Annotated in this window: 27 protein-coding genes, 1 tRNA gene and 2 pseudogenes; 15 read left to right on the forward strand and 15 right to left on the reverse strand. The window is 63.1% G+C overall.

Translation table 11 applies throughout. From position 1 onward, the window contains the following. Window positions 1–91 precede the first annotated feature (91 nt). Window positions 92–175 (forward strand): annotated as a pseudogene (locus ACSQ76_RS11640) (hypothetical protein); the annotation flags it as partial. Beyond that, on the forward strand, window positions 136–339 hold the full coding sequence (locus tag ACSQ76_RS11645) for a DUF6614 family protein (protein WP_437158195.1): 204 nt from the start codon (window positions 136–138) through the stop codon (window positions 337–339). The pseudogene ACSQ76_RS11640 and the gene ACSQ76_RS11645, both read left to right, overlap by 40 nt. On the opposite strand, the gene ACSQ76_RS11650 is transcribed toward ACSQ76_RS11645, so the two are convergent. After that, entirely contained in the window at window positions 329–1,447 is a 1,119-nt protein-coding gene (locus tag ACSQ76_RS11650) for a polysaccharide biosynthesis/export family protein (RefSeq protein WP_437156695.1), read from the reverse strand. The two genes, ACSQ76_RS11645 and ACSQ76_RS11650, sit on opposite strands and share 11 nt — an antisense overlap. A gap of 87 nt (window positions 1,448–1,534) precedes the next feature. On the opposite strand from ACSQ76_RS11650, the gene ACSQ76_RS11655 reads away from it, so the two are divergent. From ACSQ76_RS11655 to ACSQ76_RS11665, 3 genes are all read left to right on the forward strand, one after another. Further along, complete coding sequence (locus ACSQ76_RS11655; RefSeq protein ID WP_437156696.1) at window positions 1,535–2,386, forward strand: NAD-dependent epimerase/dehydratase family protein; 852 nt, start codon at window positions 1,535–1,537, stop codon at window positions 2,384–2,386. After that, the gene (locus ACSQ76_RS11660; protein ID WP_437156697.1) at window positions 2,383–2,997 is read left to right on the forward strand and encodes a sugar transferase; all 615 of its coding nucleotides are present in this window, start codon (window positions 2,383–2,385) and stop codon (window positions 2,995–2,997) included. The genes ACSQ76_RS11655 and ACSQ76_RS11660 overlap by 4 nt, the downstream gene beginning before the upstream one ends. A gap of 195 nt (window positions 2,998–3,192) precedes the next feature. Next, window positions 3,193–5,073, forward strand: coding sequence for a polysaccharide biosynthesis protein (locus ACSQ76_RS11665; protein WP_437156698.1), 1,881 nt, complete (start codon window positions 3,193–3,195; stop codon window positions 5,071–5,073). 7 nt (window positions 5,074–5,080) lie between these two features. Here the strand turns inward: ACSQ76_RS11665 and ACSQ76_RS11670 are convergent, their stop codons facing one another. The 3 genes from ACSQ76_RS11670 to ACSQ76_RS11680 form a co-directional block, all read right to left on the reverse strand. Further along, window positions 5,081–6,913, reverse strand: coding sequence for an ABC-F family ATP-binding cassette domain-containing protein (locus ACSQ76_RS11670; RefSeq protein ID WP_437156699.1), 1,833 nt, complete (start codon window positions 6,911–6,913; stop codon window positions 5,081–5,083). 46 nt (window positions 6,914–6,959) lie between these two features. After that, window positions 6,960–7,697 (reverse strand): GNAT family N-acetyltransferase, encoded by a 738-nt coding sequence (locus tag ACSQ76_RS11675; RefSeq protein WP_306129876.1) that lies wholly within the window; start codon window positions 7,695–7,697, stop codon window positions 6,960–6,962. An 89-nt stretch (window positions 7,698–7,786) separates the two neighbouring features. Beyond that, entirely contained in the window at window positions 7,787–8,233 is a 447-nt protein-coding gene (locus ACSQ76_RS11680) for an outer membrane protein assembly factor BamE (RefSeq protein ID WP_306129877.1), read from the reverse strand. 97 nt (window positions 8,234–8,330) lie between these two features. Between ACSQ76_RS11680 and ACSQ76_RS11685 the strand changes: the two genes are divergently transcribed. From ACSQ76_RS11685 to ACSQ76_RS11725, 9 genes and pseudogenes are all read left to right on the forward strand, one after another. Beyond that, window positions 8,331–8,885, forward strand: coding sequence for a YceD family protein (locus ACSQ76_RS11685; protein ID WP_306129878.1), 555 nt, complete (start codon window positions 8,331–8,333; stop codon window positions 8,883–8,885). Between the two features lie 151 nt (window positions 8,886–9,036). Then, window positions 9,037–9,243, forward strand: a complete 207-nt coding sequence (gene rpmF / locus ACSQ76_RS11690) for a 50S ribosomal protein L32 (protein ID WP_057789461.1) — start codon at window positions 9,037–9,039, stop codon at window positions 9,241–9,243. A gap of 25 nt (window positions 9,244–9,268) precedes the next feature. Continuing rightward, the gene (plsX, locus tag ACSQ76_RS11695) at window positions 9,269–10,369 is read left to right on the forward strand and encodes a phosphate acyltransferase PlsX (protein ID WP_437156700.1); all 1,101 of its coding nucleotides are present in this window, start codon (window positions 9,269–9,271) and stop codon (window positions 10,367–10,369) included. After that, the gene (locus tag ACSQ76_RS11700; RefSeq protein WP_437156701.1) at window positions 10,366–11,340 is read left to right on the forward strand and encodes a beta-ketoacyl-ACP synthase III; all 975 of its coding nucleotides are present in this window, start codon (window positions 10,366–10,368) and stop codon (window positions 11,338–11,340) included. The genes plsX and ACSQ76_RS11700 overlap by 4 nt, the downstream gene beginning before the upstream one ends. Before the next feature lie 112 nt (window positions 11,341–11,452). Beyond that, window positions 11,453–11,755, forward strand: a complete 303-nt coding sequence (ihfA, locus tag ACSQ76_RS11705) for an integration host factor subunit alpha (protein WP_057789467.1) — start codon at window positions 11,453–11,455, stop codon at window positions 11,753–11,755. A gap of 10 nt (window positions 11,756–11,765) precedes the next feature. After that, window positions 11,766–11,939, forward strand: a pseudogene (locus ACSQ76_RS11710) (MerR family transcriptional regulator); the annotation flags it as partial. 644 nt (window positions 11,940–12,583) lie between these two features. Next, complete coding sequence (locus ACSQ76_RS11715; protein WP_437158255.1) at window positions 12,584–12,763, forward strand: hypothetical protein; 180 nt, start codon at window positions 12,584–12,586, stop codon at window positions 12,761–12,763. A 62-nt stretch (window positions 12,764–12,825) separates the two neighbouring features. After that, window positions 12,826–12,902, forward strand: a tRNA-Pro gene (locus ACSQ76_RS11720). Between the two features lie 79 nt (window positions 12,903–12,981). Then, on the forward strand, window positions 12,982–14,058 hold the full coding sequence (locus ACSQ76_RS11725) for a 2'-deoxycytidine 5'-triphosphate deaminase (protein WP_437156702.1): 1,077 nt from the start codon (window positions 12,982–12,984) through the stop codon (window positions 14,056–14,058). On the opposite strand, the gene ACSQ76_RS11730 is transcribed toward ACSQ76_RS11725, so the two are convergent. From ACSQ76_RS11730 to ACSQ76_RS11765, 8 genes are all read right to left on the reverse strand, one after another. Next, complete coding sequence (locus ACSQ76_RS11730) at window positions 14,055–14,273, reverse strand: hypothetical protein (protein ID WP_306129884.1); 219 nt, start codon at window positions 14,271–14,273, stop codon at window positions 14,055–14,057. The genes ACSQ76_RS11725 and ACSQ76_RS11730 overlap by 4 nt on opposite strands. Window positions 14,274–14,357: 84 nt before the next feature. Next, complete coding sequence (gene scpB, locus ACSQ76_RS11735) at window positions 14,358–15,029, reverse strand: SMC-Scp complex subunit ScpB (protein WP_437156703.1); 672 nt, start codon at window positions 15,027–15,029, stop codon at window positions 14,358–14,360. Window positions 15,030–15,034: 5 nt separating this feature from the next. After that, window positions 15,035–15,823 (reverse strand): segregation and condensation protein A, encoded by a 789-nt coding sequence (locus ACSQ76_RS11740; protein ID WP_306129886.1) that lies wholly within the window; start codon window positions 15,821–15,823, stop codon window positions 15,035–15,037. Continuing rightward, window positions 15,816–16,823: a beta-N-acetylhexosaminidase gene (gene nagZ / locus ACSQ76_RS11745; protein ID WP_437156704.1), complete on the reverse strand. Its 1,008-nt coding sequence runs from the start codon at window positions 16,821–16,823 to the stop codon at window positions 15,816–15,818. Before nagZ ends, ACSQ76_RS11740 begins: the two co-directional genes overlap by 8 nt. Then, window positions 16,820–17,797, reverse strand: coding sequence for an SPOR domain-containing protein (locus ACSQ76_RS11750; protein ID WP_437156705.1), 978 nt, complete (start codon window positions 17,795–17,797; stop codon window positions 16,820–16,822). Before ACSQ76_RS11750 ends, nagZ begins: the two co-directional genes overlap by 4 nt. 77 nt (window positions 17,798–17,874) lie before the next feature. Then, entirely contained in the window at window positions 17,875–19,620 is a 1,746-nt protein-coding gene (gene argS, locus ACSQ76_RS11755; protein ID WP_437156706.1) for an arginine--tRNA ligase, read from the reverse strand. Between the two features lie 47 nt (window positions 19,621–19,667). Then, complete coding sequence (locus ACSQ76_RS11760) at window positions 19,668–21,515, reverse strand: cation:proton antiporter (protein ID WP_437156707.1); 1,848 nt, start codon at window positions 21,513–21,515, stop codon at window positions 19,668–19,670. Window positions 21,516–21,518: 3 nt separating this feature from the next. Further along, window positions 21,519–22,688, reverse strand: a complete 1,170-nt coding sequence (locus ACSQ76_RS11765) for a deoxyguanosinetriphosphate triphosphohydrolase (protein WP_437156708.1) — start codon at window positions 22,686–22,688, stop codon at window positions 21,519–21,521. Between the two features lie 77 nt (window positions 22,689–22,765). Here ACSQ76_RS11765 and ACSQ76_RS11770 point away from each other — a divergent pair, with 77 nt between their 5' ends. Beyond that, window positions 22,766–23,092, forward strand: a complete 327-nt coding sequence (locus ACSQ76_RS11770; RefSeq protein WP_057789486.1) for a HesB/IscA family protein — start codon at window positions 22,766–22,768, stop codon at window positions 23,090–23,092. A 1-nt stretch (window position 23,093) separates the two neighbouring features. Here the strand turns inward: ACSQ76_RS11770 and ACSQ76_RS11775 are convergent, their stop codons facing one another. The 3 genes from ACSQ76_RS11775 to ACSQ76_RS11785 are packed head-to-tail and all read right to left on the reverse strand — an operon-like array spanning window position 23,094 to window position 25,460. Then, the gene (locus ACSQ76_RS11775) at window positions 23,094–23,996 is read right to left on the reverse strand and encodes a DMT family transporter (RefSeq protein WP_437156709.1); all 903 of its coding nucleotides are present in this window, start codon (window positions 23,994–23,996) and stop codon (window positions 23,094–23,096) included. Further along, window positions 23,993–25,066 (reverse strand): DUF6902 family protein, encoded by a 1,074-nt coding sequence (locus ACSQ76_RS11780; protein WP_437156710.1) that lies wholly within the window; start codon window positions 25,064–25,066, stop codon window positions 23,993–23,995. The genes ACSQ76_RS11775 and ACSQ76_RS11780 overlap by 4 nt, the downstream gene beginning before the upstream one ends. Before the next feature lie 43 nt (window positions 25,067–25,109). Then, the gene (locus ACSQ76_RS11785; RefSeq protein ID WP_437156711.1) at window positions 25,110–25,460 is read right to left on the reverse strand and encodes a hypothetical protein; all 351 of its coding nucleotides are present in this window, start codon (window positions 25,458–25,460) and stop codon (window positions 25,110–25,112) included. Window positions 25,461–25,520 lie beyond the last annotated feature (60 nt).

Consider the following 25,520-nt stretch of genomic DNA (forward strand, 5'->3'; position numbering starts at 1 on the left):
GAAAGACGCTCAGGCGAGGCTGTTCGCGTTGGCGCGGGAAAACTGAACGGCCCAATTGCAGGCGGCGTGCACGATGGGCCAGTGATCGCTGCTGTGCCGCAAGCTGAACTTTGCGTGGGACCTCTATCGCGACTTCTGGCTCCAGATAGAAGTGGCCGACTTGGTGCAGCTGAACCATGCGTTCCGGTAGGACGGACGCCTGGCCACGAGGCAGAGACGCTGTATGCCCGGATGCATGACATGATCGACAGCGCGGATTTCGCGCTTTACCACGCCTTCCCTAATCCCGCACGTACTGAGCGGCCGGCCATCGTTAACCGGCCGCTGATCAGTTGCTGACGTTGTTGACCGAACTGGTGACGCCGATGATCGTACCGAAGAGCCCGATGATCGTGCGGGCCGAGTTGATCGGCGACTCGGTGGCGTAGAGCGTGTCGTCGGGCTGCATGTAGAATTGGCGCGCCGAGAACAAGCCATCGGCCGAGGTCAGGTCGAAGCTGAACACGACTTGCTGCTTGTTCGGGCCGGCAAGGCCCGGCTTGAGATCCCTGGGCTGATAATCGCGTAGGATCAGAACGCCCTTGGGGTTCGCCGAGCCGGCATTGAGGCCGCTGGTCGACGAGAGCGCCTCCATCACGGTCATGCGTTCCTTTTCGAAGTAGATGATCTTTTGAGCGCCGGTTGCGCCCAGTGAAGTGAAACTGCGCTCATCCTCGACGATGACGATCTGGTCGCCACCGACGACGCGGATGTTGCGGTTGGCATTTTCGAGCACTGAGGACACGCGCGTTTCATACGTGCGCCCCCCGCGTTGCAGGCGGACCAGCGGGTTGCGCAGTGCAGGATTCACGCCGCCCGCCTGGGCGATTACACCGAGCAGCTTGGTATTCCGGCTTTCGAGCGGCAAGCGACCCGGTGTCCCGACGCCCCCCACCATGTCGACCGAGTTGTTGCGCCCCGGGGTAACCGAAAGTTGGACCTGCGCCGATGGTTGGATCTGTTCGAACTGCGATTGCAGCCGTACCCGCGCGGCCGATGGAGTGAGCCCGCGCACCGAGACCTCGCCGACATAGGGCAGGAACACGCGCCCGGTGGCCGAGACCGTCTGCGGCGGGATCTGGGCCGCGGTGCCGTCGAGCCCGGTCAAAAGCGAGTTCTCCTCGCTGTCCCAGACCACGATGTTGACGGTATCGCCGGTCTGGATGGCCGAGGAATCAGGACCGTGATCGGCCCCGAACCAGTGATAATGTCCGTGTGCGCCGCTTTGCGGCCACTTCGCCAGCAACGGCGTCAGCGCGCGCGTGACCTCGACCAGTTGGAACGAGGGATTCTCGGACCTCTGTTCCTTGAGAACTTCCGATTGCACGGCAGCCCCGCGCGGCAAAGCACAGCCGGCCAGTGCCAACGCGCATACGGCCATCAGAGCGAACCGGAGATTCTTTTTCAATGTACCTGTCCCCCCACGGGATTGCTTCGGTTTCCTATCGCATGGACGTGATGATAGACAATGGGGTAATGGAAAAAGTCGGCGATCTTGCAGAGCTTCTCCAACAGGACGACCATCATGCGGATTTTGATTACGGGCGCGGGCGGGCGGCTTGGCCGGTTGCTTTATGCGGCGAGGGAGCGCGATGACGCCCCCGGCACCGAGGTTGTGTTCCAGTCGCGCGGAGCCGGGCGTGATGTACAGTGGCGGCCCGGCGAGCCCGTAGAGCGGTTGCCCGACTGTGATGTCCTGGTGGCCCTGTGGGGCGCGACGCAGGGGGACGCGGAGGCGCTTTCGGTCAACGCCGGGCTGGTCGCGCAGTCGCGGCAGGTGGCGCAGGTATGCGGGGCACGGGTGGTCTTTCATCTGTCGTCGGCGGCAGTCTATGGGCCAGGCGCAGGTCTGACCGAAACGGCAACGATCGCTCCGCTCACCCCCTACGGCGCGGCCAAAGCGGAGATGGAGCGCCGCGTGCGGGACGTTGGCGCCGGCATGAAGGAGTGCATTTTGCGACTGGCCAACGTGGTAGGCGCGGACAGCCTTGCCGGCGCGCTGGCATCCGACAAACCAGTAACCCTGGATAGGTTTGACGGAGGGCGCGGACCGGTACGCAGCTATATCGGGGCGGTTGATCTGTTGCGGGTCCTGAGCGGGCTTGCGAGGGTGGAGACCGGGACGCTGCCCTTCGCGCTCAATATCGCGGCGCCGTCGCCGGTGGCGATGGAAGACCTTGCTCGGGCGGCGGGGAAGCGCGTGATCTGGCAACCGGCCCCGGAAGGCGCGGTACAGGAAGTGTCGATAGACGCCACCAGGATGGACAGGCTGCTGCCGGCCATTCGGACCACCGCCGACGCCGCCGCGCTGATTGGCGAATTGAATGCGCTGGAGAAAGTGGCATGACACCGGGCAAACGGCTGTTGGATATCGTTCTGGCGCTTGTTCTTGCCGGCGTCCTCGCAATACCTTCTGCGATCATCGCACTTGTCATCCTGTTGCGGGACGGGCGACCTATTCTATACCCCTCGAAGCGGATGAAGGCGCCGGGACAAAGATTTACCTTGTGGAAATTCCGCACGATGGCGATGGCAGATCGGGATGCCTCGGTATCGGGGGCTTATAAAACGAGCCGGATCACGCCGACCGGACATTTCCTGCGGCGGGTTCGGCTGGACGAGCTTCCGCAGCTTTGGAACATCCTGCGGGGCGATATGAGCTTTGTCGGGCCTCGCCCACCCCTGCCCCGCTTCGTCCGGCTTTGTCCTGAGATCTATGCCGAGGTGCTGCGAAACCGGCCAGGCGTTACAGGATTGGCCACGCTGGTGTTTCACAAGCGCGAAGAGCAGTTATTGGCGCAATGCCATACGCAGGCGGAAACCGACGCCGTCTACCTGCGGCGATGCGTGCCCGCCAAAGCGAGGATCGACCTCATGTGGGCTCGCAACCGGACCTTGTGCTTTGATTTGGCGCTGATAATAGCCACGGTTCGGCGGGTTTTCGCCTTTCGCGAATAAAGCGATAAATCATTAACTTTGAGGCTTTAGCTTGGGGCTGAGCCAATCGTTTTGCATACGCAGCAGGATATGAGTTGAGGGGGCTCGACAAGTTGTTCTAACAGTATAGTTGGAAAGCCCAGGAATCGTGACGTATGTTGATTTGTTTGTGTTATTTAGGTTACTACAACCATCGGTAGCAAGGGGCGGGATTTGATGCTGTACAAGTTGGCGATTTCGCTTTCCCGTCATCATAAGCAGACAATCCTTCTAGCCATCGACGGTTTGCTGATCGCCCTGTCGCACGTGGTTGCCGGCGTGCTGCTTCTCGGGATGGATGCAGTCGGCGCGAATTTAAGGGCGTTCCTGCTAAGCATCGCCGTGGTAACGCTCACGGGCGTTGCGCTGATCCTGTTCCAGGGACTGCACAAGATCAAGCTGAACGCCTACCAGATGCAGGGTGTCTTGGAATCGGCACTCGTGGCCTGCGCCATGATCGTCACCGGCATACTCAGTTCTTTCGTTTTTCTGAACATGGCTTTCCCCGTGCCGCTTTACGTCGTCATGGGGATGCTCTTCCTCATTCTGTCGATTTCGTCGCGGCTGGCGCTGCGGCAGGCTCTGCTGTCGGTCTATCGGCGTGGCAACGCGCGGATTCCGATCATCATCTACGGGGCTGGTCAGACCGGGCAGCAACTCGCGACCGCGCTGACTGTCGACGACGCGGTGGCGCCGGTTGCGTTTGTCGATGACGACCTCCGGCTTCAGGGCATCACAATCGCGGGTTTGCGGACCTATTCGCCGGCCGACCTGGAAGATCTAATCCAGCGTTACCAGGTCAAGCGCGTGGTTCTGGCCATGCCGAGCGCCAATCGCGCGGTACAGTCGAGCATCATACAGCGGCTGGCCAACACCTCTTGCGAAGTACATGCGATGCCGTCTTTCGCGGACCTCGTCGCCACCTCCGGCTCCAGCCTGGCCGAGACACGTCCGATCGACGTAAACACCCTGCTGGGGCGGGCTGGCTTTGAGGACGATCTGCCAGGCGTGTTCGACACCTATCGCCACCGTAATATCCTGATCACAGGCGCCGGCGGCTCCATCGGCTCGGAACTTTCGCGGCAGCTTCTTTCGTGTCAGCCTGCCAAGCTCGTGCTGCTGGATCACTGCGAGTTGGCGCTGTTCGAAACGCATCGCGAGCTTAGCGCCATTTTGCCCGAGGCGACGCTGATCGCAGTACTGGGCAGTGTAACCGAAGAGAGCCACATGGCCGATGTCATGCGGTCGCACAAGATCGACATCGTGCTGCACGCGGCGGCCTACAAGCACGTGCCGCTGGTGGAGCAGAACGCGTTGGAAGGCATCCGCAACAACGTCTTCGGCACGCGGACCGTGGCCAGCGTGGCGATGCGGCATGGCGTCGAACGGTTCATCCTGGTATCGACGGACAAGGCGGTGCGCCCGTCGTCGGTCATGGGCGCCTCGAAACGATTTGCCGAACTGGCGGTGCAGGACCTGGCGACACGGTCGAGCACGACACGCTTTTCCATGGTACGCTTCGGTAACGTTCTGGGCTCTTCGGGATCGGTCATACCGCTGTTCCAGGAACAGATCGCGCGGGGCGGACCCGTCACGCTGACCCACCAGGACGTGACGCGATATTTCATGACCATTGCCGAGGCGGTGCGACTGGTCCTTCTGACCGGCTCGTTCGCACGGGGCGGCGATGTGTTTGTTCTGGACATGGGCAAGCCCGTACCCATCCACGAACTGGCCCGGCGGATGATCGAGAATGCCGGTCACACCGTGCGTGACGCCGAGAATCCCGGCGGCGATATCGAGATCGAAGTGACTGGTTTGCGCCCGGGCGAGAAGCTGCACGAGGAATTGCTGATCGGATCGGACATGCTGACCACACCGCATCCCAAGATCCTGCGGGCGCAGGAGAAACACCTGTCGGAAATCGAGATGGCGAACGCGCTGCAATCGCTGCGGCAGGCCATCGAAACCCGAAACGTGGAACAGATGCAGGCCACGTTGCAGCAGTGGATGGAAAAGAGCGACATGACGGTGGGCGGAAAGTCTGTCAACGAATGACACGTTTCTAGCCGGCGCTCTCTGCCTTTTCAGCCAGTGTCAGCCATTCCTCTTCGGCCTTTTCCAGCGCGGCCTGCCGCTTGCTGAGCCCCTCGGAGGCCTTGGCGAATTTGGTAGGCTCGTGGGTGAAGAGGTCGGGGTCGGACAGCAATTCCTCGAGCTTGCCGATCTCGGCTTCGAGGCGCGCGATCTCACCTGGGAGCGTGTCGAGCCGGTGCTGATCCTTGAAACTGAGTTTGGGCTTGCGGGGGTTTGCCGGTTCGGACGGTTTTGTACGCGGGCCAACGGCGCCTGACGATTTGACGGACTTGCGGTTTTCTAGGGCGTCGGGCGTGGCGCGTTGCGCCATGTAATCGGTCCAGCCACCGGCATAGACGGTGTGCCGGCCGCGCCCTTCCATGGCGACGGTGGTGGTGGCGACACGGTCGAGGAAATCACGGTCGTGGCTGACCAGAAGGACGGTGCCCTCGTAATCGTCTAGCAGTTCCTGAAGCAGGTCCAGCGTTTCGATATCGAGATCGTTGGTCGGCTCGTCCAGCACAAGAAGATTGCTGTCCCGCGCCATCAGCTTGGCCAGCAGGAGACGGGCCTTTTCGCCCCCCGATAGCGACCGTACCGGCGCACGAACCTGGCGTTCGTCGAAGAGAAAGTCCTTGAGATAGCCCACCACGTGGCGCGGTGTGTCGCGCACCATGACCTGGTCGGCCTGCCCCGAGACGCGCATGTCGGGATCGCCGGTCAGGCTGTCCCAGAGCGTCATGTCGGGGTCGAGCTGGGCCCGGGCCTGGTCGAAGACGACGGGCACGAGGTTGGTGCCGTGGCGCACCTCGCCCGTGTCGGGCTCAAGCGCTTTCATCAGGAGTTTCAGCAGCGTCGTCTTGCCTACGCCATTGGGACCGATGAAAGCCACGCGGTCCTTGCGCTGGATGGTGAGGGAGAAGTCGCGCACGATGGGCGCGCCCTCGAAGCTCTTGGAAACGCCAAGCGCCTCGATGACCTTGCGCCCCGATTGCGGCCCGCTGGACAGCGCCATGGCGGCGGTGCCCTGCCGCTTGATCTGCGAGGCGCGCTCGGCCCTGAGCGCCTGAAGGTTGCGCACGCGCCCCTGGTTGCGCTTGCGCCGGGCAGAGATACCCTCGACCGCCCAGCGGGCCTCTTCGGCGATCTTGCGGTTGAGCTTGTGGCGGGCCTGGTCCTCTTGCTCCCAGACCTTGTCGCGCCAGGATTCGAAATCCTCGAACCCTTTTTCCTGCCGCCGGGTGGCGCCGCGGTCGATCCAGAGGGTGGCGCGGGTGAGCGCGCGCAGGAAAGCGCGGTCGTGAGAAATGAGAATGAAAGCCGAGCGGGTCTCGCGAAGTTGCTGTTCGAGCCAGCCGATCGCCTCGATATCGAGGTGGTTGGTGGGCTCGTCCAGCAGCATGAGATCGGGCGCCTGCGCCATCAGTTTGGCCAGCGCGGCGCGGCGGCGCTCGCCGCCCGAGGCGGTGGCCACGGGACGGTCGGGATCGAACTTGAGGCCCTCGGCGGCCATTTCGATCCGGTAGTGTTCGGCCACGTCCAGCCCGTCCGCGGCGAAGGCCCCGAGCGTGTCGAAGCCGGTCATGTCCGGTTCCTGCTCCATGTAGCCGACAGACGCGTCGGGGTGCAGGACGCGGGAGCCGCGGTCGGGCTCGACGAGGCCGGCAATGACTTTCATCAGGGTCGATTTGCCCGACCCGTTGCGCCCCACCAGCGCCACGCGGTCGCCGGGCTGGACCACCAGCGACAGGTCGTCGAAGATCGGCGCACCGCCGAAGGTCAGGGAGATATCGGAAAGTTGAAGAAGAGGTGCACGCGCCATGGCGCAGCGCTATCCCGCGCGAAGAAGCCCGTCAAGCGCCGACGCGCTAGCCCGCAACCGCTCGCAGCAGGCGCTTGCGCGAGGCCGGGATCGAGTTGATTTCGAGCCCGGTGAAAACGTGCAGGGTGTTCATCTGCCGGTCCACCACCGCATGATCGCTGACCCAGCCACCCATCACCAGGTAGGTGCGCAAGAGCGGCGGCATCCGCGACATCGCCTGCTTGGCGTCGGGCTTGCGCAGGCGCAGGGCCTGGGCGAAGCGAAAGACCGAAGGCGCCTTGACCCGCGGCAACCAGCGGCGCGGCGCAAGGTGACGATCCTTGAGCATGGCGAAGGCATCGAGGTACGTGTCGGCATCGGTGCCCTTGAAGGAAGAACAGCCGAAAAGAAGTTCGACGTCGTTTTCATCGACGTAACGCGTCATCGCGGCCCAGGCCACGCGCAGGATATCGGGGTCGCGGGCCTCGGGATGGATGCAGAAGCGACCCATCTCGACCATGCGGCCGGGAAAGGCGCGAAGGGCAGAGAGCTCGTAGAACTGGGCGGAATAGCTGCGCTCGATCTCGTCACCGCCGTTGAGCGGCAGCATCCGGAAACAGCAGATCAGCCGGTCGTCCGACGTGTCCTCGACGAGAATATGGGTGCAAATGTCGTCAAAGCTATCCTGATCGAGTGTTCCGCTTGGCTCGGCGCCCTTGAAGGCAAGTTGGCGCAACCGCTGCGCCGCCTCGATATCGGCTGCATTTTCGGCAGTCCTCGTCAGGTAGCGTCCCTTGCTCAACATGTCAGCCTCATCTGTGACGGTCGCCTAGAGGGTATATATGTGCGAACCGCTTATCATGAAGCATGTGACAGACGAATGACGCCGAAAGGTCAGAAGAACTCGCCCGGATCGACATTACCAAAGTTGCCAAGAAGCTGACGCAGGAAGCCGCCGCCGACCACCGAAGAATCGGTCACGCGGCGGGTCAGCGGCACGATGTTGCCGTCGGCCAGCGAGAATGTCTCGATATTGGCGATGGTGTCGTTCGGCGCAAAGCTGATCGCCAAGACCTGACGCTCGATCACCTCGGGGCGGTACATGCCCACTTCCTTGAACCGGCTGCGCACGTAATAGTAGTCGCCCCCGCTCAGCATCCCGGCCGAGGACGGCGGGCCAACCACGTCGTCAACGGTTTCGCGGGTATCCACGCCCACCTGAAGGTTGTTTAGATCTTCCTGAAGCGGGAAATACCCGTGGTTGCGATAGGTCGGCGTACAGGCTGTGAGCGCCGCGGCCAGGCACATGACGCCCCCCAGTTTGGCAAACCAGATTTTCATGCAACCCCTCTTGGCCTCTTGAACGGGTCCCCATTGCCCTTTTAATCCGATACAACAAGGTAGCGGTAAGGTTCAAGAAAGGATAGGTCATACGCTCATGACCGAGAAGACAGAAAATACGAACGTGCTGCATCTGGCACAGATGGCGATGAACCGCCCGCACCCGTTCCGGATCGCGCCCGATGCGCCGACCATGGCACGAATGGCCGACGACCTTGGCATCCTTGCGCTGAAGAAAGCCGTGTTCGAGGGCGCGATGCACCCCGACGACGGTGAGAACTGGCGGCTGGAGGCCCGGCTTGGAGCGACTGTGGTGCAGTCGTGCGTAGTAACGCTGGACCCGGTGACCACCCGGATCGAGGAACCGGTCATCCGTAAGTTCCGCAGAGACTGGCCCGGGGTCGACACCGAACAGGAAGAGGTCGAGATGCCCGAGGACGAGACGATCGACCCGCTGACCGACCGAATCGATTTGGGCGAAATGATGCAGGAGGCCATCGCGCTGGCGCTGCCCCCCTACCCGCGCAGCACTGGGCAGGAGTTGGGAACCGCCCGCTACGCGCCCCCCGGCGTGACCCCGCTGACGGACGCGGATGCCAAGCCGTTCGCGGCGCTTGCAAAGCTCAAGGAACAGCTGAAAGACGACGACTGAGACCACGAAAGAATCGCTGGACAGCAAGCGATTTCCTTGTATTTTCGCGCTCTCACCGGATTTAGGGTTGCACGCCGGGCTCTCGAGGGATTAAGAGCCGCGTCAGCGTATGAAACCGGGCCGAAAGGCCCACAAGATTTGAGGTTGTGACATGGCCGTCCAACAGAACAAAGTATCGAAATCGCGCCGCAACAATCGCCGGGCGCATGACTCGCTGGAGGGTGCGAACCCGAACGAGTGCCCTAACTGCGGTGAACTGAAGCGCCCGCATCACGTGTGCGTCGCCTGCGGTCACTACGCGGATCGCGAAGTCATCGCGCTGGATGACGAGGTCGACCTGGACGAAGACGCAGCCTAAGCGGCGGCATCAAGGGACGCGTCCAATGACGGCATCGGCCGACAGCAAGACCAGCGGGCGCATCCTTATCTCCGTAGACGCCATGGGTGGCGATCTTGGCCCGGCAACCGTCGTTGCCGGGATTTCCTTGTCTGCAAAGAAAAATGACCGGATCGGGTTCATCCTGCACGGACCCGAGGATGTGCTGAAACCACTGGTGGCCAAGCGCAAGCATTTGGCCGGGCGCTGCGAGATCCGCAATGCCGGCGATGTCGTCGAAATGGAGGACAAGCCGAGCCAGGCGCTGCGGCAGGGCAAGGATACCTCGATGTGGTCGGCGCTTGAATCGGTGCGCAACGGCGAGGCCAGCGTCTGCGTCTCCTGCGGCAATACCGGCGCGCTGATGCTGATGTCGGTCATTCGCCTGCGCAAGCTGCCGGGGATTTATCGCCCCGCCATTGCGGTGCTGTGGCCCTCGCAGAACCCGCAGCGGCACAACATCATGCTGGATGGCGGCGCGGATATCCGGGCGGATGCCAAGGACCTGATGCAATATGCGTTGATGGGCACGTCTTATGCACGCAACGGGTTTGGGCTGGAGCGACCGCGCGTCGGACTCTTGAACGTGGGCACGGAAGAGCACAAGGGCCGGGCCGAGCTGCGCGAGGCATATGACTTGATCGAGGGCAACGCGCGCAACGGCGATTTCGAATTCGTGGGGTTCGTCGAGGGGCGCGACCTGCCCGGCACTGTCTGCGATGTGATCGTAACCGACGGGTTCACCGGCAACGTGGCGCTGAAGACCGGCGAAGGCACGGCCAAGCTTATTCGCGAGTTGCTCAAGGAAGCCTTTGCGCACACGCCGCTGTCGCGGCTCGCCTCGATCCTGGCGCTGACCTCGCTGCGGCGGATGGGCAAGCGGATCGACCCGAGCCGGGCCAATGGTGGTGTCTTCCTGGGCCTCAACGGAACAGTCGTGAAGTCGCACGGATCCGCCGATGCGACGGGGATTTCCGCCGCCGTCAAGCTGGCTTTCGAGCTGGCCGATACCGGCTTTACCGAAAAACTGGCGGCACGGGTTGCATCCGCAACGATGCTTGAACAGGATGCCGACAAAGAACCCGACAATAACGGTGAACAGGCATGACAATTCGCGCCGTTGTAGACGGTGTCGGTCACTACCTTCCTGAACGAGTGGTGCCGAATTCTCATTTCGAGACGTTTCTAGACACGTCCGATGAATGGATCAGGAGTCGGTCAGGAATAGAACGCCGCCATTTCGTCGCCGAGGACCAGACCACGTCCGATCTTGGCACTCGCGCCGCGCTTGCGGCGATGGCCAATGCGGGCGTGGGGCCGGACGATATAGACGGAATTCTCGTGGCCACCTCGACCCCTGACCTGACCTTCCCCTCGGTCGCCACCATGATCCAGAACCAACTGGGCATGACACGCGGCTTCGGCTTTGACGTGCAGGCGGTCTGTGCCGGGTTCATCTATGCCCTGGCAAATGCCAACGCGCTGATCGTGTCAGGCCAGGCCAAGCGCTTGCTGGTGATCGGGGCCGAAACGTTCAGCCGGATCATGGATTGGACCGACCGCTCCACCTGCGTTCTGTTCGGTGACGGCGCTGGCGCGGTGGTGCTGAGTGCCTCCGAGGCCGACGGCTCATCGCAGGACCGTGGCATCCTTTCGACCGACCTCAATTCGGATGGGCGCTACCTCGACATGCTGTATGTCGACGGCGGCGTGTCGTCGACCGGCACCTCGGGCAAGCTGAAGATGCAGGGCAACCTGCTGTTCAGGCAGGCCGTCGAGAAGCTGACCACCACCGCCGAGGCCGCTCTTGAGAAGGCCGCGCTGAGCGATGACGATGTCGACTGGATCGTGCCACATCAGGCTAACATCCGGATCATCCAAGGCACTGCGAAGAAGCTTGGAATCTCCATGGACAGGGTCGTCGTGACGGTGCAGGACCACGGCAATACGTCGGCTGCATCGATCCCGTTGGCGCTTTCGGTGGGCGTGGCAGAGGGCAAGATCAAGCGCGGCGACGTGATCGTTTCAGAGGCGATCGGTGGCGGCCTCGCCTGGGGTGCAGTGGTCCTGCGCTGGTAACTGCCGGAACAAAGCGCGATTTTTCCGCTTAAACTGTACCTCCCAAGTCATTGACATTGACTCGGAAAATTCTTCACCCCTAAAGTTCTCTGCAAACGGCAAAGGGGATGTGATGACAAATGACACGGTGACACGGATGGACCTGAGCGAAGCGGTGTTTCGCGAAGTAGGTCTGTCGCGCAACGATTCCGCCCAGCTGGTCGAAAGCGTTCTGGAGCATATGTCGGACGCGTTGGTGCGGGGCGAACAGGTCAAGATCTCGTCCTTCGGCACCTTCTCGGTGCGTGACAAGTCGGCACGCGTCGGGCGCAATCCCAAGACCGGAGAAGAGGTCCCGATCAATCCACGGCGTGTTCTCACATTTCGTCCGTCGCACCTGATGAAAGACCGGGTGGCGGCCGGCAACAAGGCCTGAGAACCAGCCGATGGCCAAATCCGCCGACGCGTTCCGGACCATCAGCGAGGTCGCCGACTGGCTTGAAACCCCGGCGCATGTGCTGCGATTCTGGGAAAGCAAGTTCAGCCAGGTGAAGCCGGTGAAGCGCGCCGGTGGGCGGCGGTACTACCGGCCCGCGGACATGAAGCTGTTGGGCGGGATCAAGAAGCTGCTGCATGACGATGGGATGACCATCAAGGGCGTGCAAAAGATGCTGCGGGAACAGGGCGTGGGATATGTCTCGGACTTTTCCCAGCCATTGGGAGATGCGGCGGATGACGTCGTCATAGATCACGTCGAGGATACACCAGCAGCGGATCGGGCGGACGCCAACGCGCCCGAAACCAAGCCAGTTTCGACGGACGAGGTACCGCGCCCTGTCCCGCCTGCCACTTCCCCCCCGCCGGGTCCGAACCGGCTCCGGCTGAGCCGGACGCACCCCCGCTACCGCATTCGCCAAGCGCCGCGCCGGATCCGGCGCCGCTTACGCCAAGTGCCGCGCCCGAGCCTGCCCCGGTGGCGTCAAGTTTGCCGCCGCGGCCGGATCCTGTTTCCCAGCCTCCGACCCCGTCATCCGGGCCGCTGGACAGCGCGGACGCGGATATCCCGCCGACCTTCAGCCGGCGCAATGCCGAAGCCGAGTCCGGACCGGAGCAGGAAGCAGAGCCCGAGCAGCAGGAAGAAGACTCCCCGCCGCTGCCGAGTTTCCTGCAACGGAGGAACGCCACGCCTGATACACCTTCGGCTCGCGCAACAGGGGACGACGCCCCGGCCGCCGACCCGGAGCCTGCAGGCACCGAGCCACCCGTGCCGGAACCGATCGAGGTTGATTTGCCCGATGACCCGGATGACGGAATTGCCGCCGAACCGGGTGTGCTATCCATGCTGGCGCGGGTGCGCAGACCGCTGACACCCGACACGATTGCCGGTCTGGAAAGCCTGCTGTCGCGATTGCGCGCGACGACGGGTTCCGCCCCCAGAGAGTAGCGCGTGAATCTGGAATTTCCCCCTTGTCCTTGGCGCGAAAACCAGTATGAACGGCCAGACGTCGGGCTATGGCGCAGCCTGGTAGCGCGTCCGTCTGGGGGACGGAAGGTCGCAGGTTCGAGTCCTGCTAGCCCGACCAATTCTTCGCGTACCAAGGGCCTTTTATCCGCGCCCCGGGGCACTGCAATTGCCGCGCTGGCGCGTGCGGGGGGGATCGAATGACCGGCGTTCTGGCCAGCCAGCAACTGAAGGCGATGATCCTGGATGGGCGTCTTTCGGCACAGCCGGCGATCACCGACGAACAGGTACAGCCCGCGTCGCTGGATTTGAGGCTTGGCACGACGGCGTACCGCGTCCGTGCGTCTTTCCTGGCCGGAGCCGGTGCGAAGGTCGAGGACCGGTTGAACGAATTCGAGATGCACCGGATCGACCTGTCGGACGGCGCGGTGCTGGAGAAGGGCTGTGTCTATGTCGTGCCGTTGATGGAGCGGCTGGACCTGCCCTCGGATGTTCATGCGGTGGCAAATGCCAAATCCTCGACCGGGCGGTTGGATCTTCTGACGCGCACGATCACCGATGGCGGCGAGGAGTTCGACCGTATCCCGGCGGGCTATACCGGGCCGCTTTATGCCGAGATCTGTCCACGGTCCTTTTCGGTGCTCGTGCGGCCGGGCATGCGGCTGAACCAGATCAGGTTCCGTGCGGGCCAGGCAGTTCTGAACGATTCCGCGCTGAGCGCATTGCACGTTGAAAGCCCGCTGGTGAACGGCCCGCCGGTTATCAGCGACGGGCTGGGATTTTCGGTCGACCTGAAGCCCGAGGCGGGCACGCTGGTGGGTTATCGCGCGAAGCCGCACACAGGTGTGATCGACTTGGACAACATCGCGGGCTATGATGCCGCCGACTACTGGGAAGAGGTGCATAGTGACACGGGCCGCATCATCCTGGACCCCGGCGCGTTCTATATCCTGGTGAGCCGCGAGGCGGTGCATATTCCGCCGGCCTATGCCGCCGAGATGGCACCCTACCTGGCAATGGTAGGCGAGTTCCGGGTGCATTACGCGGGTTTTTTCGACCCCGGGTTCGGCCATGACGCTGCAGGCGGCGCGGGATCGCGCGGAGTGCTGGAAGTGCGCTGTCACGAGGCGCCATTCGTGCTGGAACACGGGCAGATTGTAGGGCGGCTGGTCTATGAGCAGATGAACGAGGTGCCCGAGCAGCTTTACGGCGCTGGCATCGCGTCGAACTACCAGGGTCAGGGGCTCAAGCTGTCAAAGCATTTCCGCGCGACCTAGAACTTTCCGATCTTGCGCGCGACGCGCATCGACTGGCGCATGCGCTTTTGCGTTTCGGCCGTCTGCCGCTTGTGCTGCGGATTTGGCGCGCCCTTGCCATCGGCGGGTTTCTTGCCGCGTTTCGACATCTTGTCGATACCGGCGTTCACGCCCGTGCGGATCAGGCGGTTCATCACCATGCGGATGATCATGCTTACGATACGGTTGGCGTTCATTGCGCCCTCCTCGACCTGTGCGTTTCCAAGTATGTAACACGGAAACTTGAATTTTTCAGGGCGCTTTCGCAGAATTATCGGGATTTAATCCTCGAATAGCTCGCTCTGGCCTTCCCCGGTCTCTTCGTCCAGGTCCTCGTCTCCCTCGCCCATCTGCGGCATGTCACCGGGCGGTGGTCGGTTCTCCAGGAGACCTGCGGCGCGCAATTCCTTGAGCCCCGGCAGATCGCGGGCGTTTTCCAGACCGAAATGGTCGAGGAAATGCGGCGTGACCACAAAGGTCACAGGGCGGCCCGGCGTCATCTTGCGGCGTCCGAAGCGGATCCACTCCATTTCCAGCAACTGGTCCACCGTGCCGCGACTGACACTGACGCCGCGGATTTCCTCGATCTCGGCGCGGGTGACGGGTTGGTGATAGGCGATGATGGCCAGGGTTTCGATCGCGGCGCGGCTGAGCTTGCGGGTCTCGACGGTTTCCTTTTGCATCAGGAATCCGAGGTCGGGTGCCGTGCGCATGGCCCAGGCATCGCCGACCTTGACCAGATGCACGCCCCGCCCCTCGTAGCGTTTGCGCAAGTGCACCAGTGCCTCGGCGGCGTCGCAGCCATGGGGCATCCGCGCCTCGATTTCCCTGGCCGAGACAGGCTCTGAGGTGGCGAAGAGGATCGCCTCGCACATCCGCTCCTGTTCGGCCATGGGCGGAGCCTCGAACAGGCTTTCCTCCTGCGGCGCGGGGTGTTCGGTGTCGTCCGACATGGGCTCTATCCTTTACGCCGCAATTCCAGCGGCGCGAAAACCTCGGACTGGCGCAGTTCGACCTTGCCCTCCTTGGTCAGTTCCAGCGCGGCGGCGAACGTCGACGCGGTGGCCGAGCGTCGGCGCGCCGGATCGGCAGTAAAGCCGTCGGGCAGGTAGGAGGCGATGTCGGTCCATGTGCCGGCAAAGCCGATCAGGCCGCGCATCCGTTCCAGCGCCTGTTCCAAAGTAAAGAGCGCCTCGCGGTCGAATGCGTAGGGACGAAATTCGTCCTTGGTGCGAATACGGGCGTAGCCCTGCATCAGGTCGAGCAACGTGGCAGTGTATTGCACGCGGCGAATGCGCGTGACGTCCTCGGGCAGGCCGCGGGCGAAGAAATCGCGACCAAGCTGGTCGCGGCCCATCAGCCGGGCGGAGGCCTCGCGCATGGCTTGCAGGCGCTCAAGCTGGAAGGCGAGATGCGCGGCAAGCTCCTCGCCCGAGGGGCCCTCTTCCGCCGGGTCGGGCGGCAGCAGGAGGCGGGATTTGAGGAAAGCCAGCCAGGCGGCCATGACGAGGTAATCAGCCGCAAGTTCGAGGCGCAGCGCCTTGGCGCGTTCAACGAAGGCAAGGTATTGTTCGGCCAACTGCAGGACGGAGATCTTGCGCAGGTCGACCTTTTGCGTGCGGCTGAGCGTCAGCAGCAGGTCAAGAGGCCCCTCGTAGCCGTCCACGTCGACGATCAGCGCCTCGGCCGCCATGCGGTCGCTCACGCTTTCTATCTGTCCCATTTCCTCGAATGTATCTTCAGACATTGCCCCGACCGTGCAGCAGTCCGGCAAGCTTTGCCTCCAGCGCGGGAATGTCAACCTTTGTTGGGCTTTTCCGCGCAGCAAGGGCGGCCTTGGCGCGCCGAAGGGCAGTCCCGGACAAAACGCCGGAGGCCTCCGTAACCGCCTTCATTTCGTCGAAAGTGCCGTTGCAATGCAGGATCACGTCGCAGCCGGCGTCGAGCGACTGACGCGACAGCGTGGCAAGATCGCCCTTGAGAGCTTTCATGGATATGTCGTCGGTCATGATCAGACCGTCAAAGCCGATCCGCTCACGGATGAGTTGCATCATCCGGGGCGACGTCGTGGCGGGCAGCGCATCGCAAGCCTCGTAGACGAGGTGCGCGGTCATGCCCATCGGCAAGTCATTGAGCGCAGCGAAGGGCCGGAAGTCGGTCGCGGTGAGCGTGTCGATGTCAGTATCGACGACAGGCAGGTCGAAATGACTGTCCACGACGGCGCGGCCGTGACCAGGGATGTGCTTGACTACCGGCAATACGCCGCCGTCCAGGTGCGCGTTGGCCACGGCGCGGCCTACTTTCGCCACCGTATCGGGATCCTGCCCATAACAGCGGTTCTTGAGAAACGGGTGTGTCTCGCGCCCGGCGACGTCCACCAGCGGGGCACAGTTGGCATCGATGCCCAACTCGTGCAATTCATGCGCGATAATGCGGTAACGGGCGTACATCGCCTGTTCGGCATGCGGGCCGGCCAGTTGGACCTGTTCCAGAGGCGGAAGCCATTCCCGCCATACGGGGCCGCGCAGACGCTGGACGCGTCCGCCTTCCTGATCGATCAGGATGCTCGCGTCGTGATTGGCCGCGAGGCGCAAGCTGTCGCAGAGCGCGCGAACCTGATCTGGCGTGTCGATATTGCGGGCAAAGAGGATGAACCCGAAGGGACGGGACGCACGAATGAGCGCGGTCTCGTCCGGGGTCAGTTCCGTGCCGGCCACGCCAAGGATCGTGGCGCCAAGCGTGCTCACCGTGTCACCACCGGGATGCAGTCGGCCTTTTCGGCCACGAGGGCAGAGCAGAAGCGACGTGCATCACTGAGGTCGCCAAAGCCCATGGCGCGCAGGCGATAAAAGGTGCGGCCGCCGCTTTGCGCTTTCTGGATGACGCGTTGCTTGTCGTCGAGATATTCCGCGAACTTGTCCGACAGCTTGCCCCACTCCTGCTCCGCCACGGCGGCGCTTTCGAACGCGCCAAGCTGGGCCATGCGGGTTCCGGCGGGGATGGTTTCGGGGTCGATCTGCGGGACGGCCTGCGCGGCGACGCTGGCGGCAACGGCATCCTCGACCGTATTGACTTGCGCGGGACGGGCCTTGGGACGCAGCGAGCGCCCGATCCCTTCGGTCACCTGCGTAGTTTCGGATTCCTCTGCATCGGACTCCGCGTCTGACGTGCCGGCTGTGTCTTCGGTCTCGGTCTCGGCGGGAGCGACGGGGGTGAGAGGTTCGACCCCCTCGGACAATTCGTCGGCCAGTGTGGTGAGCGCCGCCAGCGTGGCCGCGTCTTCATCAATTTCGACCGCGTCCTGGGATTCCGCGCTTGGCGTGATCTCCTCGGTCACCGCTTCGGTTTCGGTTTGCGTGGCGGCAAGCTGCACCTCTGCTTGTGGCGTATCCTCGAGGCTGAGGGCCAGAGGTTCGGGCGCAAGCACCAGCCGGTCGGCGGGCTGTGCAGCCGAGCCGTCGGCGGCCACGTCGTTGACGGCAAGCCCCTGATTTTCAGCCGTGGAGCCGCCGGGATTTTCGGGCTGAATGCGCATCGGACCTTCGGCGGCGCGGACCACCGGCACGCCGCTGACATCGCGGACAAGGATCTTGTAGCCCCAGACCCCGATCCCGATCACGAGGGCCAGAGATATTGCCGCTCCGGCCATGTTCGTGAGTTTCTGAACTGATATCTGCCGAACAGCCCCCGCCTGATGGGGGGCACCATGTATCTGTGCCATCGCTCGCCTCGCTACCTCCGGCGATACTTGGCCGCCGGGTTGGATTACTGCCACGTCCCCGGCGCTGGCGCGATTTGCTACCGCATCTCTTCGGCCGGAGTTACGCCCAAGATACCAAGACCGGCGGAAATAACAACGGTTACGGCCCGCGCGAGGGCGATTTTCGCCTGAGATCCGGCGATATCGGTCTCGTCAAGGAAGCGAAGCGCAGGCAAATCGTTGCCCCGGTTCCAAAGGCTGTGCAGGTCGCTGGCAAGATCGTAGAGGTAAAAGGCCACGCGATGCGGCTCGTTCGTGCGGCCCGCGATCTCGACCAGCCGAGGCCATTCGGCGATTTTCCGGGCGACGGCCACCTGCGCGCTGTCCTGAAGCACCGACAGGTCGGCGCCGGCCAAGGTGGCGTCGTCGACATCAATGCCGGCGTCTCGGGCTTTGCGCATGACCGAGGAAATCCGGGCGTGGGCGTATTGCACGTAAAAGACCGGGTTTTCCTTGGACTGCTCCAGCACCTTGTCGAAGTCGAAATCGAGCGGCGCATCGTTCTTGCGGGTCAGCATGACGAAGCGGGTCACGTCGCGCCCTACGTTATCGACCACGTCGCGCAGGGTGACGAAGGTCCCTGCCCGCTTGGACATCTTGAAGGGCTCGCCGTTCTTGTAGAGCTTGACCAACTGGGTGAGCTTGATGTCGAGCGGCACGCGGCCATCGGTAAGCGCACTGACGGCGGCCTTCATCCGCTTGACGTAGCCGCCGTGGTCGGCGCCGAAGACGTCGATCAGCGCGTCGAAGCCGCGCTCGACCTTGTCGTAGTGGTAGGCAATGTCGGGCGCGAAATAGGTCCAGCTGCCATCGGATTTCTTGACCGGGCGGTCGACGTCGTCGCCATGTTCGGTGGATTTGAAGAGCGTCTGTTCGCGCGGCTCCCAATCCTCGGGCTTCTTGCCTTTGGGCGGCTCGAGTACGCCTTCGTAAATCAGGCCCTTGGATTGCAGCGCCTCGAGCGCCTGTTCGATACGGCCGGTGCCATAGAGGGACTTTTCGCTGTAGAAAACGTCCATGGAAACCCCGAGCGCGCGCAGGTCCTCGCGGATCAGGTCCATCATCGCGTCGGTGGCAAAGTTGCGGACATCTTCCAGCCAGACATCCTCGGGCTGTCCGACAAAGGCGTCGCCCACCTTGGCCTTGAGTGCCTCGCCGACCTCGATCAGGTAGTCGCCGGGATAGGTGCCGTCCTCGAAGGCAATTTCTTGGCCGTGCGCCTCGAGATAACGCAGGTAGACGGAGCGGGCGAGCACATCGACCTGTGCACCGCCGTCGTTGATGTAATATTCGCGGGTGACGTCGTAGCCCACGTAATCCAGGAGGCTGGCCAGAGCGTCACCAAAGACCGCGCCGCGAGTGTGGCCCACGTGCAGCGGCCCGGTCGGGTTGGCGGAGACGTATTCCACGTTGACCTTTTTGCCCTTGCCCAACTCCGAGCGCCCGAAACCCTCGCCGGTTTGCAGTGCCGTACGGATAACGTTTTGCCAAAGAGTATCCGCCAGGCGCAGGTTCAAAAAGCCGGGCCCCGCGACCTCGGCGCTCTCGATCCGGTCGTCGGCGGACAAAAGGTCGGCAAGCGTGTCGGCGATGTCGCGTGGTTTCTGCCCTGCGGGCTTGGCCAGGACCATCGCGGCATTGGTGGCCATGTCACCGTGCGCCGGGTCCCGCGGCGGCTCGACGGTGACGTTCGACATCTCGAGGCCAGCGGGCAGTTGCCCCTGCCCCTGCATGGTATCAAGGGCGGCGAGGACACAAGCGCGGATTTCGGTAAACAGGTTCATCGGACAATCCTTCGTTTGGCGCCGGTTTAACACCCGGGCGGGCCGCGTCAATCCGCGCTGTCGGTCGGGGCAGCGGCTTCGGGCGTCTTGTCGTCTCGCGGGGGGCCCAACCAGACGAGCTTGAACTCGCCCCCGGTCTCGACCTTGGAAGTTTCGGACAGGATGCGCAGACCGGTAGCGGGGCTGTGGGTGGCGAGGGGAATACCCTCGTCATTCTGAGCCGACCAATCCTCCATCGTGAAATCGTCGGTCATGTTGGTTGCGCGCACCTGCCAATCCCGGACCATCAGACCAGCCAGTTCGGTATGGCCATAGCCCTGTCCCACGACCCGCCCGCCCAGCGAGGCGGGCAGCGCGTGGCGCTTGCTGTTTTGCTTGGCACGGCTCAGCTGGTAGACATTCTCGCGCCCGAATTCCGGCGCGAGGTCGGTAGCGACGAGGGTATTGTAGGCATCGTTGTCACTAAGCGCGAGGACGACGCCGTATTTCATGATTTCGGCGCTGTGTTCGGCCGCCTCGGACAGAACGTCGCCGAAAAAGGTCGGCAGGCCGGCCTCTCGCGCGCTGCGCAGGCGGGCGCGATTGGTGTCAGTAACGAGGACCGGAACCTCGAGGTCTTGCAGGGTCTTGGCAAAGGATGTGGCAAACTGCGACCCGCCCGCCAGCAAGACCCCCGGCTGACCCTTGCCCGCCAGCCCCATGGCGCGCGCCAGCGGGGCCAGCGTGAAGCCATGCAGCACGACGGTGGCGGCCACCAGCGCAAAGGCGAAGGGCGTGAGAAAGGCCGCATCCTCGATCCCTTCGGCCACGAGCCGCTCGCCGAATAGACCCGCGACCGCGACCAGCACGACGCCGCGCGGGCCAGTCAGCCCGACGAGCAAGCGCTCGCGGAAGGGAATGTTGGTGAAGGCCAGGGAAACGAGCACCGTCAGCGGGCGAACCAGCAGGATGACCACCGCCACCATGGCGGCGGCGTTCCAGTTAATGCGGTTAAGCGTCTCGACATCCATGTTGGCAGCCAGCAATATGAACACGCCCGAAACCAGAAGGATGGTCGCGTGCTCCTTGAAGCGGCGCAGTTCGGTATAGCTGGGCAGGTTGCCATTGGCCATCACGACGCCCATGACGGTGACCGCCAGTAAGCCGCTTTCATGCAGCATGTAATCGGTGACCGCGAAGATCCCGAGCAGGACGGCGAACAGCACCGGCACCTTCATGTATTCCGGCACATAGGCGCGGCGGAACGCCTCGCTGAGCACCCAGCCGCCGGCCCAGCCAAGCGCACCGGCCACGACGATACCGCGAATGATCTGCCATGCGGCGAGCCCCACACTGCTTTCACTGGCGGTGACTACGATCACCTCGAAGGCAAGCACGGCGGCAAGGGCGCCGATGGGGTCGTTCACGATGGCTTCCCATTGCAGAAGCTGCGCGGGACGGCGATTGAGCCGGGCCTGGCGCAAAAGCGGTGCGATCACCGTAGGGCCGGTGACGATCATGATGCCGCCAAAGACGGCCGAACTTTCCCAGCTGAGACCGCCCACGTAATGCAGCGCGAGGGCGCTGCCGATCCAGCCCACGGGCGCGCCCAGCAGGACCAGGCGCTTGACGCCTTGCTCTGCCCCACGCAGCGAGTGAAAGTCGAGCGTCAGGCCCCCCTCGAACAGAATTATGGCCACGGCTATGGAAATCATCGGCCCCATCAGGGTGCCGATATCGCGCGCGGGGTCGAAGAGGCCGAGGACCGGACCGGCGATAAGGCCCGCGGCCAGCATGAGCACGATCGCCGGCATCCGCAGTCGCCACGCCACCCATTGCGCTCCGACACCGAGGGCGCCCACCAGAGCGACCGCCATGACCGGATCGATCGCCCCGTCCGTACCGCCAGTTGCCATCGGCTATATTCCCTTTCCGTGACTCAATTCGTCGTCGCCGCCCAGCAGCCGCGCGTGAGCCTCGAGCGCGAACCGGTCCGTCATTCCTGCGATATAATCGGCGACCAGCCGCGCCAGAGCCGTCTCATCCGGGGCATCGGCCACGTCCTGACGCCACCGCCGCGGAAGAAAGTCGGGACGCGACATGTAGAACGGAAACAGGTCCTCGACCACATTGGTGACGCGCCTGCGCATCTGGACGACTTTAGGAGCGCGATACATACGCTTGAAAAGAAAAGACCTTATCTGCTGAAGGTCAGACCACATCGGAGCTGAGAAGCGGATCACGGGGCGTCCCAGGTTGCGTACTGCCTGGGCGTCGGCCGGCGCGGCTTGCTGAAGAATCCCGTGCGAGGTCTCGATCACGTCCGTAACCATCACACCAAAGACCCGGCGCAGCGCCTCATGCCGTCGGCGGTAAGGGTCGAGACCGGGGTATTTGGCATCCACCTCACGGTAGCAAGCGCCGACGACGGGAAGCCCGGCAATGTCGTCTTCGCTGAAAAGTTTCGCGCGCAGGCCGTCATGCAGGTCGTGATTGTTGTAGGCCACGTCATCGGCAAGTGCGGCCACCTGCGCCTCGGCGCTGGCATAGGTGCCGAGTTCAAGGTCGTGGCGGGCGTTGTAGTCGGCCAGAGCATAGGGCAGATCGCCCGTGACGGGCCCGTTGTGCTTGGCGATGCCTTCCAGCGTGTCCCATGTCAGGTTCAGGCCGTCAAACTCGGCATAGTGCCGTTCCAGAGAGGTGACGATACGGATCGCCTGTGCGTTATGGTCGAAACCACCATATTGCGCCATAAGCGCGTCGAGCGCATCCTCGCCGGTATGGCCAAAGGGCGTGTGGCCGAGGTCATGCGCCAGCGCCACGGCCTCGGTCAACTCGACATTGAGGCCAAGCGCACCGGCGATGGTCCGGGCCACCTGCGCCACCTCGATCGAGTGCGTGAGGCGGGTACGGAAATAATCGCCCTCATGCTCGACGAAAACCTGCGTCTTGTGCTTGAGACGGCGAAAGGCGCTGGAATGGATGATCCTGTCTCGATCCCTTTGATAACAGGACCGAAACGCGCTTTCCTCCTCGGCATGAAGACGCGCACGCGCCTGTTTTGGGTTCGAGGCATAAGGTTTATGCATCGCCTGTTTCCTTGTCGTCCTGTCCCAGCGTTCGTATATTCGATGATGAACGGCAAAGAAACCTCGAGGATCGCCAGATGCAAATGCCCCCCAAAGTGACGCAACGCGCCTATGAACGCCTTGCTGAAATCGGTGCCGGCGAACAGGGTCAGGCCCTGCGCGTTGCCGTCGAAGGCGGCGGGTGTTCGGGCTTTCAGTACGACATCAAGCTGGACGCGCCCACGGGTGACGATCTTGTGCTGGAAGGCGGCGATGGTCAGAAGGTCATTGTCGATAGCGTGTCCCTGCCCTTCCTGGCCGGTGCGACAATTGACTTTACAGAGGAGCTGATCGGCGCGCGGTTTACCATCGACAACCCGAACGTGACCAGCGCCTGCGGCTGCGGGACGTCCTTTTCGATGTGATCTATTCAGCCGGGACGGCCGCCTTAGGCGTCGGCGCGCGAACTTGGTCCCAGACCAGCCATGCACCAGCGGTAATTAGCAGCGCCGCGCCGAGAAACACCCCTGCCCCGGTCCGTTCACCGAACGCCATGGACCCGATGGCGACCATCCAGAGAAATTGCAGGTTCATCAGCGGCGTCACGACATAGGCCGGCAACAACTTGAGCGCGGCGACGAGAACCCAACGTGCGCCAAAGAGCAGCGCTGCGTAATAAGCCACCCACAGTACATCCCACCAGCTCATCGGAACGAAGACGAACGGCAGAGCGCCTCCCATCACGATCATCAACGCGAGATTGGGGTAGAAAACCTGAGACAAGAGCCCGCCCGGGTCGCGCTGACCAATATAGCGCGAGGCGACCATCGACACGGCCCCCATCGCCACGGCGAGGAAGGCAACGAGGTGCCCTGCCCCCAAACTGTGCAAGCCGCCCGGAAAGAGCGTCGCGATACCGATCACGCCAAGGATCATAGCTCCCCAGACCTGCCCACCCGCGTATTCCTTCAGCATGACCCGCGACAGCAACGCGGCGAGGATCGGGATGATGGCGATGAACAGGAAAACCTCGGCAAAAGGCAGCAGCTTGAACGCGTAGAAAAATGCGCATGTGCCGATCACCGTGGCGGCGGCGCGGAGCGCCATGATCCAGGGGCAGCCGGTGGCAAGCACGCTGGTCGCGGCGGTTCTGTGACCGGCGACCAGGCAGAAAAACGCGACCAGGCCACCGGAGAGAGCGAACATCTGCGGGGCGGCGTAGTTGGCCGAGAACAGCTTGGTGATGGCGTCGGCGCCGGTGATCAACAGCGTGTAGATCACGGTCAGCGCGACACCGAGTAGGACAGTCTTGCGGCCCCGCACGATCATGTCGGCACCCCTTGGGTGGTGGCGCGGGAAAAGCCGTGAAAGAAGGCGTCGAAGTCGATGGCCTGTTCGGCGGCTTCGACCACCTCGCGAGCCTCTGCGGTCAAAAGCGGGTCGATCCGGGTGCGCATCAGCGACCAGTCGGCGATGCGCTCGCCCTCGAGGCGGTACATGCTTTCCGACAACTCGCGCAGCGGAGCCACGTGCGGACTTGGCGCAGTGATCCGAAGCCCGCCTTCGGGCAGCATTGCCCCGAACCCGCCCAGCCCGGCGGTGGACAGGAACCACTGAACCATGAGATAGGGATGGTAGTCGTCCGAAATCCATCCTGCCGGATCAGCCTCGATGAGGAAGTGCCGCGCCTGCGCGGACAGCCAATTCTCCCATGTGTCGGGCGGTGCCTGTCCGGCGAAACGCAGGGCGATGCAGACCTCCGCGAGAAGGTCGATGTTCATTTCAAGGAAGGCCACAGTACCTGCGAAACGCAAGCTGTCCGCGAATGCAGCGGGCAGATCCGGGTTACGGCGACCATATTCGGACAGGTAGAACACGATGTGAGTGAGCTCGTACGCGGCCTTCTTGTTGGGAAGCGCGAATGTCGTGCTGCGGCTGCCGAAACTGCGCAGGCGATCGTCGAGCCCGGGATCTTGGGAAGTCGGATCCACCCCGCGGCGCAGGCAGAGGCGCCGCGCCTCGGCCCGTTGAAGATCGGACAATTCGGCGGAGACAAGCCCTTCGGCGGCCACCCATTCGACCGCCCATGCGCCCATGGTCCCGCCCATGCCTAGATCTTCAAGGTCGAGACAGAGCGACAGCAGAAAGCGGTAGTATTGCGGGAAGAACCTCAGGCGCCGGTCGATTGTGCGATAGAGCGTGTCGAACGGGGCGAGGGCCGCCAGCGGCAGGGTTGCACCCGTGCTGGACAGGACGTTCAGAATCTCGGCGTTTTCCTTGAGCCAGAAAACGTCCGTTTCGGAACGACGCTCGGCAGCGAAACGTTGCAAAAGCGCGGTTTGTCGCGCCTCCCGCGAGGTTTGGCGGAACGGAAGATCGAGCGTGACGATGGATCCCATGGTTTAGATATCCCTGTGACGTGTTTCCGTTCCGCCGCCCGGCTTAAAGGCTGGACGTGAAGGCGCCGACGACATCGCCTTCGTCGGCACGCTCTGCACGGACCGGGCCAAGGCTGGAGGTGAATGCCTCGATGGCATCGCCTGCGCCGGTGCTGGTTGCGGTCACCGGGCCAAGGCTTGAGGTGAACGCCTCAACCGCGTCGCCAGTCATCCGGCTGGTTTTGGCAACGGGGCTCAGGCTGGACGTGAACATCTCGGTCGCCACGCCATCCAGCATGTCGCCGGACGCTTGCAGGGACGAGGTGAACGCTTCGACAGCGGTGCCTTCGTGCAGGCTGGCCTCGGTCGGGGTGGAGGGGTTTTCGGCGAAAAGATTTTTACGAATTGCAACCATTGGTAGTCTCCTGATTTGGTCAACACCAAAAACGGTTGCACGCAAAACGGGATTCTCAAA

The organism is Roseovarius sp. B08 (genome assembly GCF_051417955.1).
GTDB lineage: Bacteria > Pseudomonadota > Alphaproteobacteria > Rhodobacterales > Rhodobacteraceae > Roseovarius.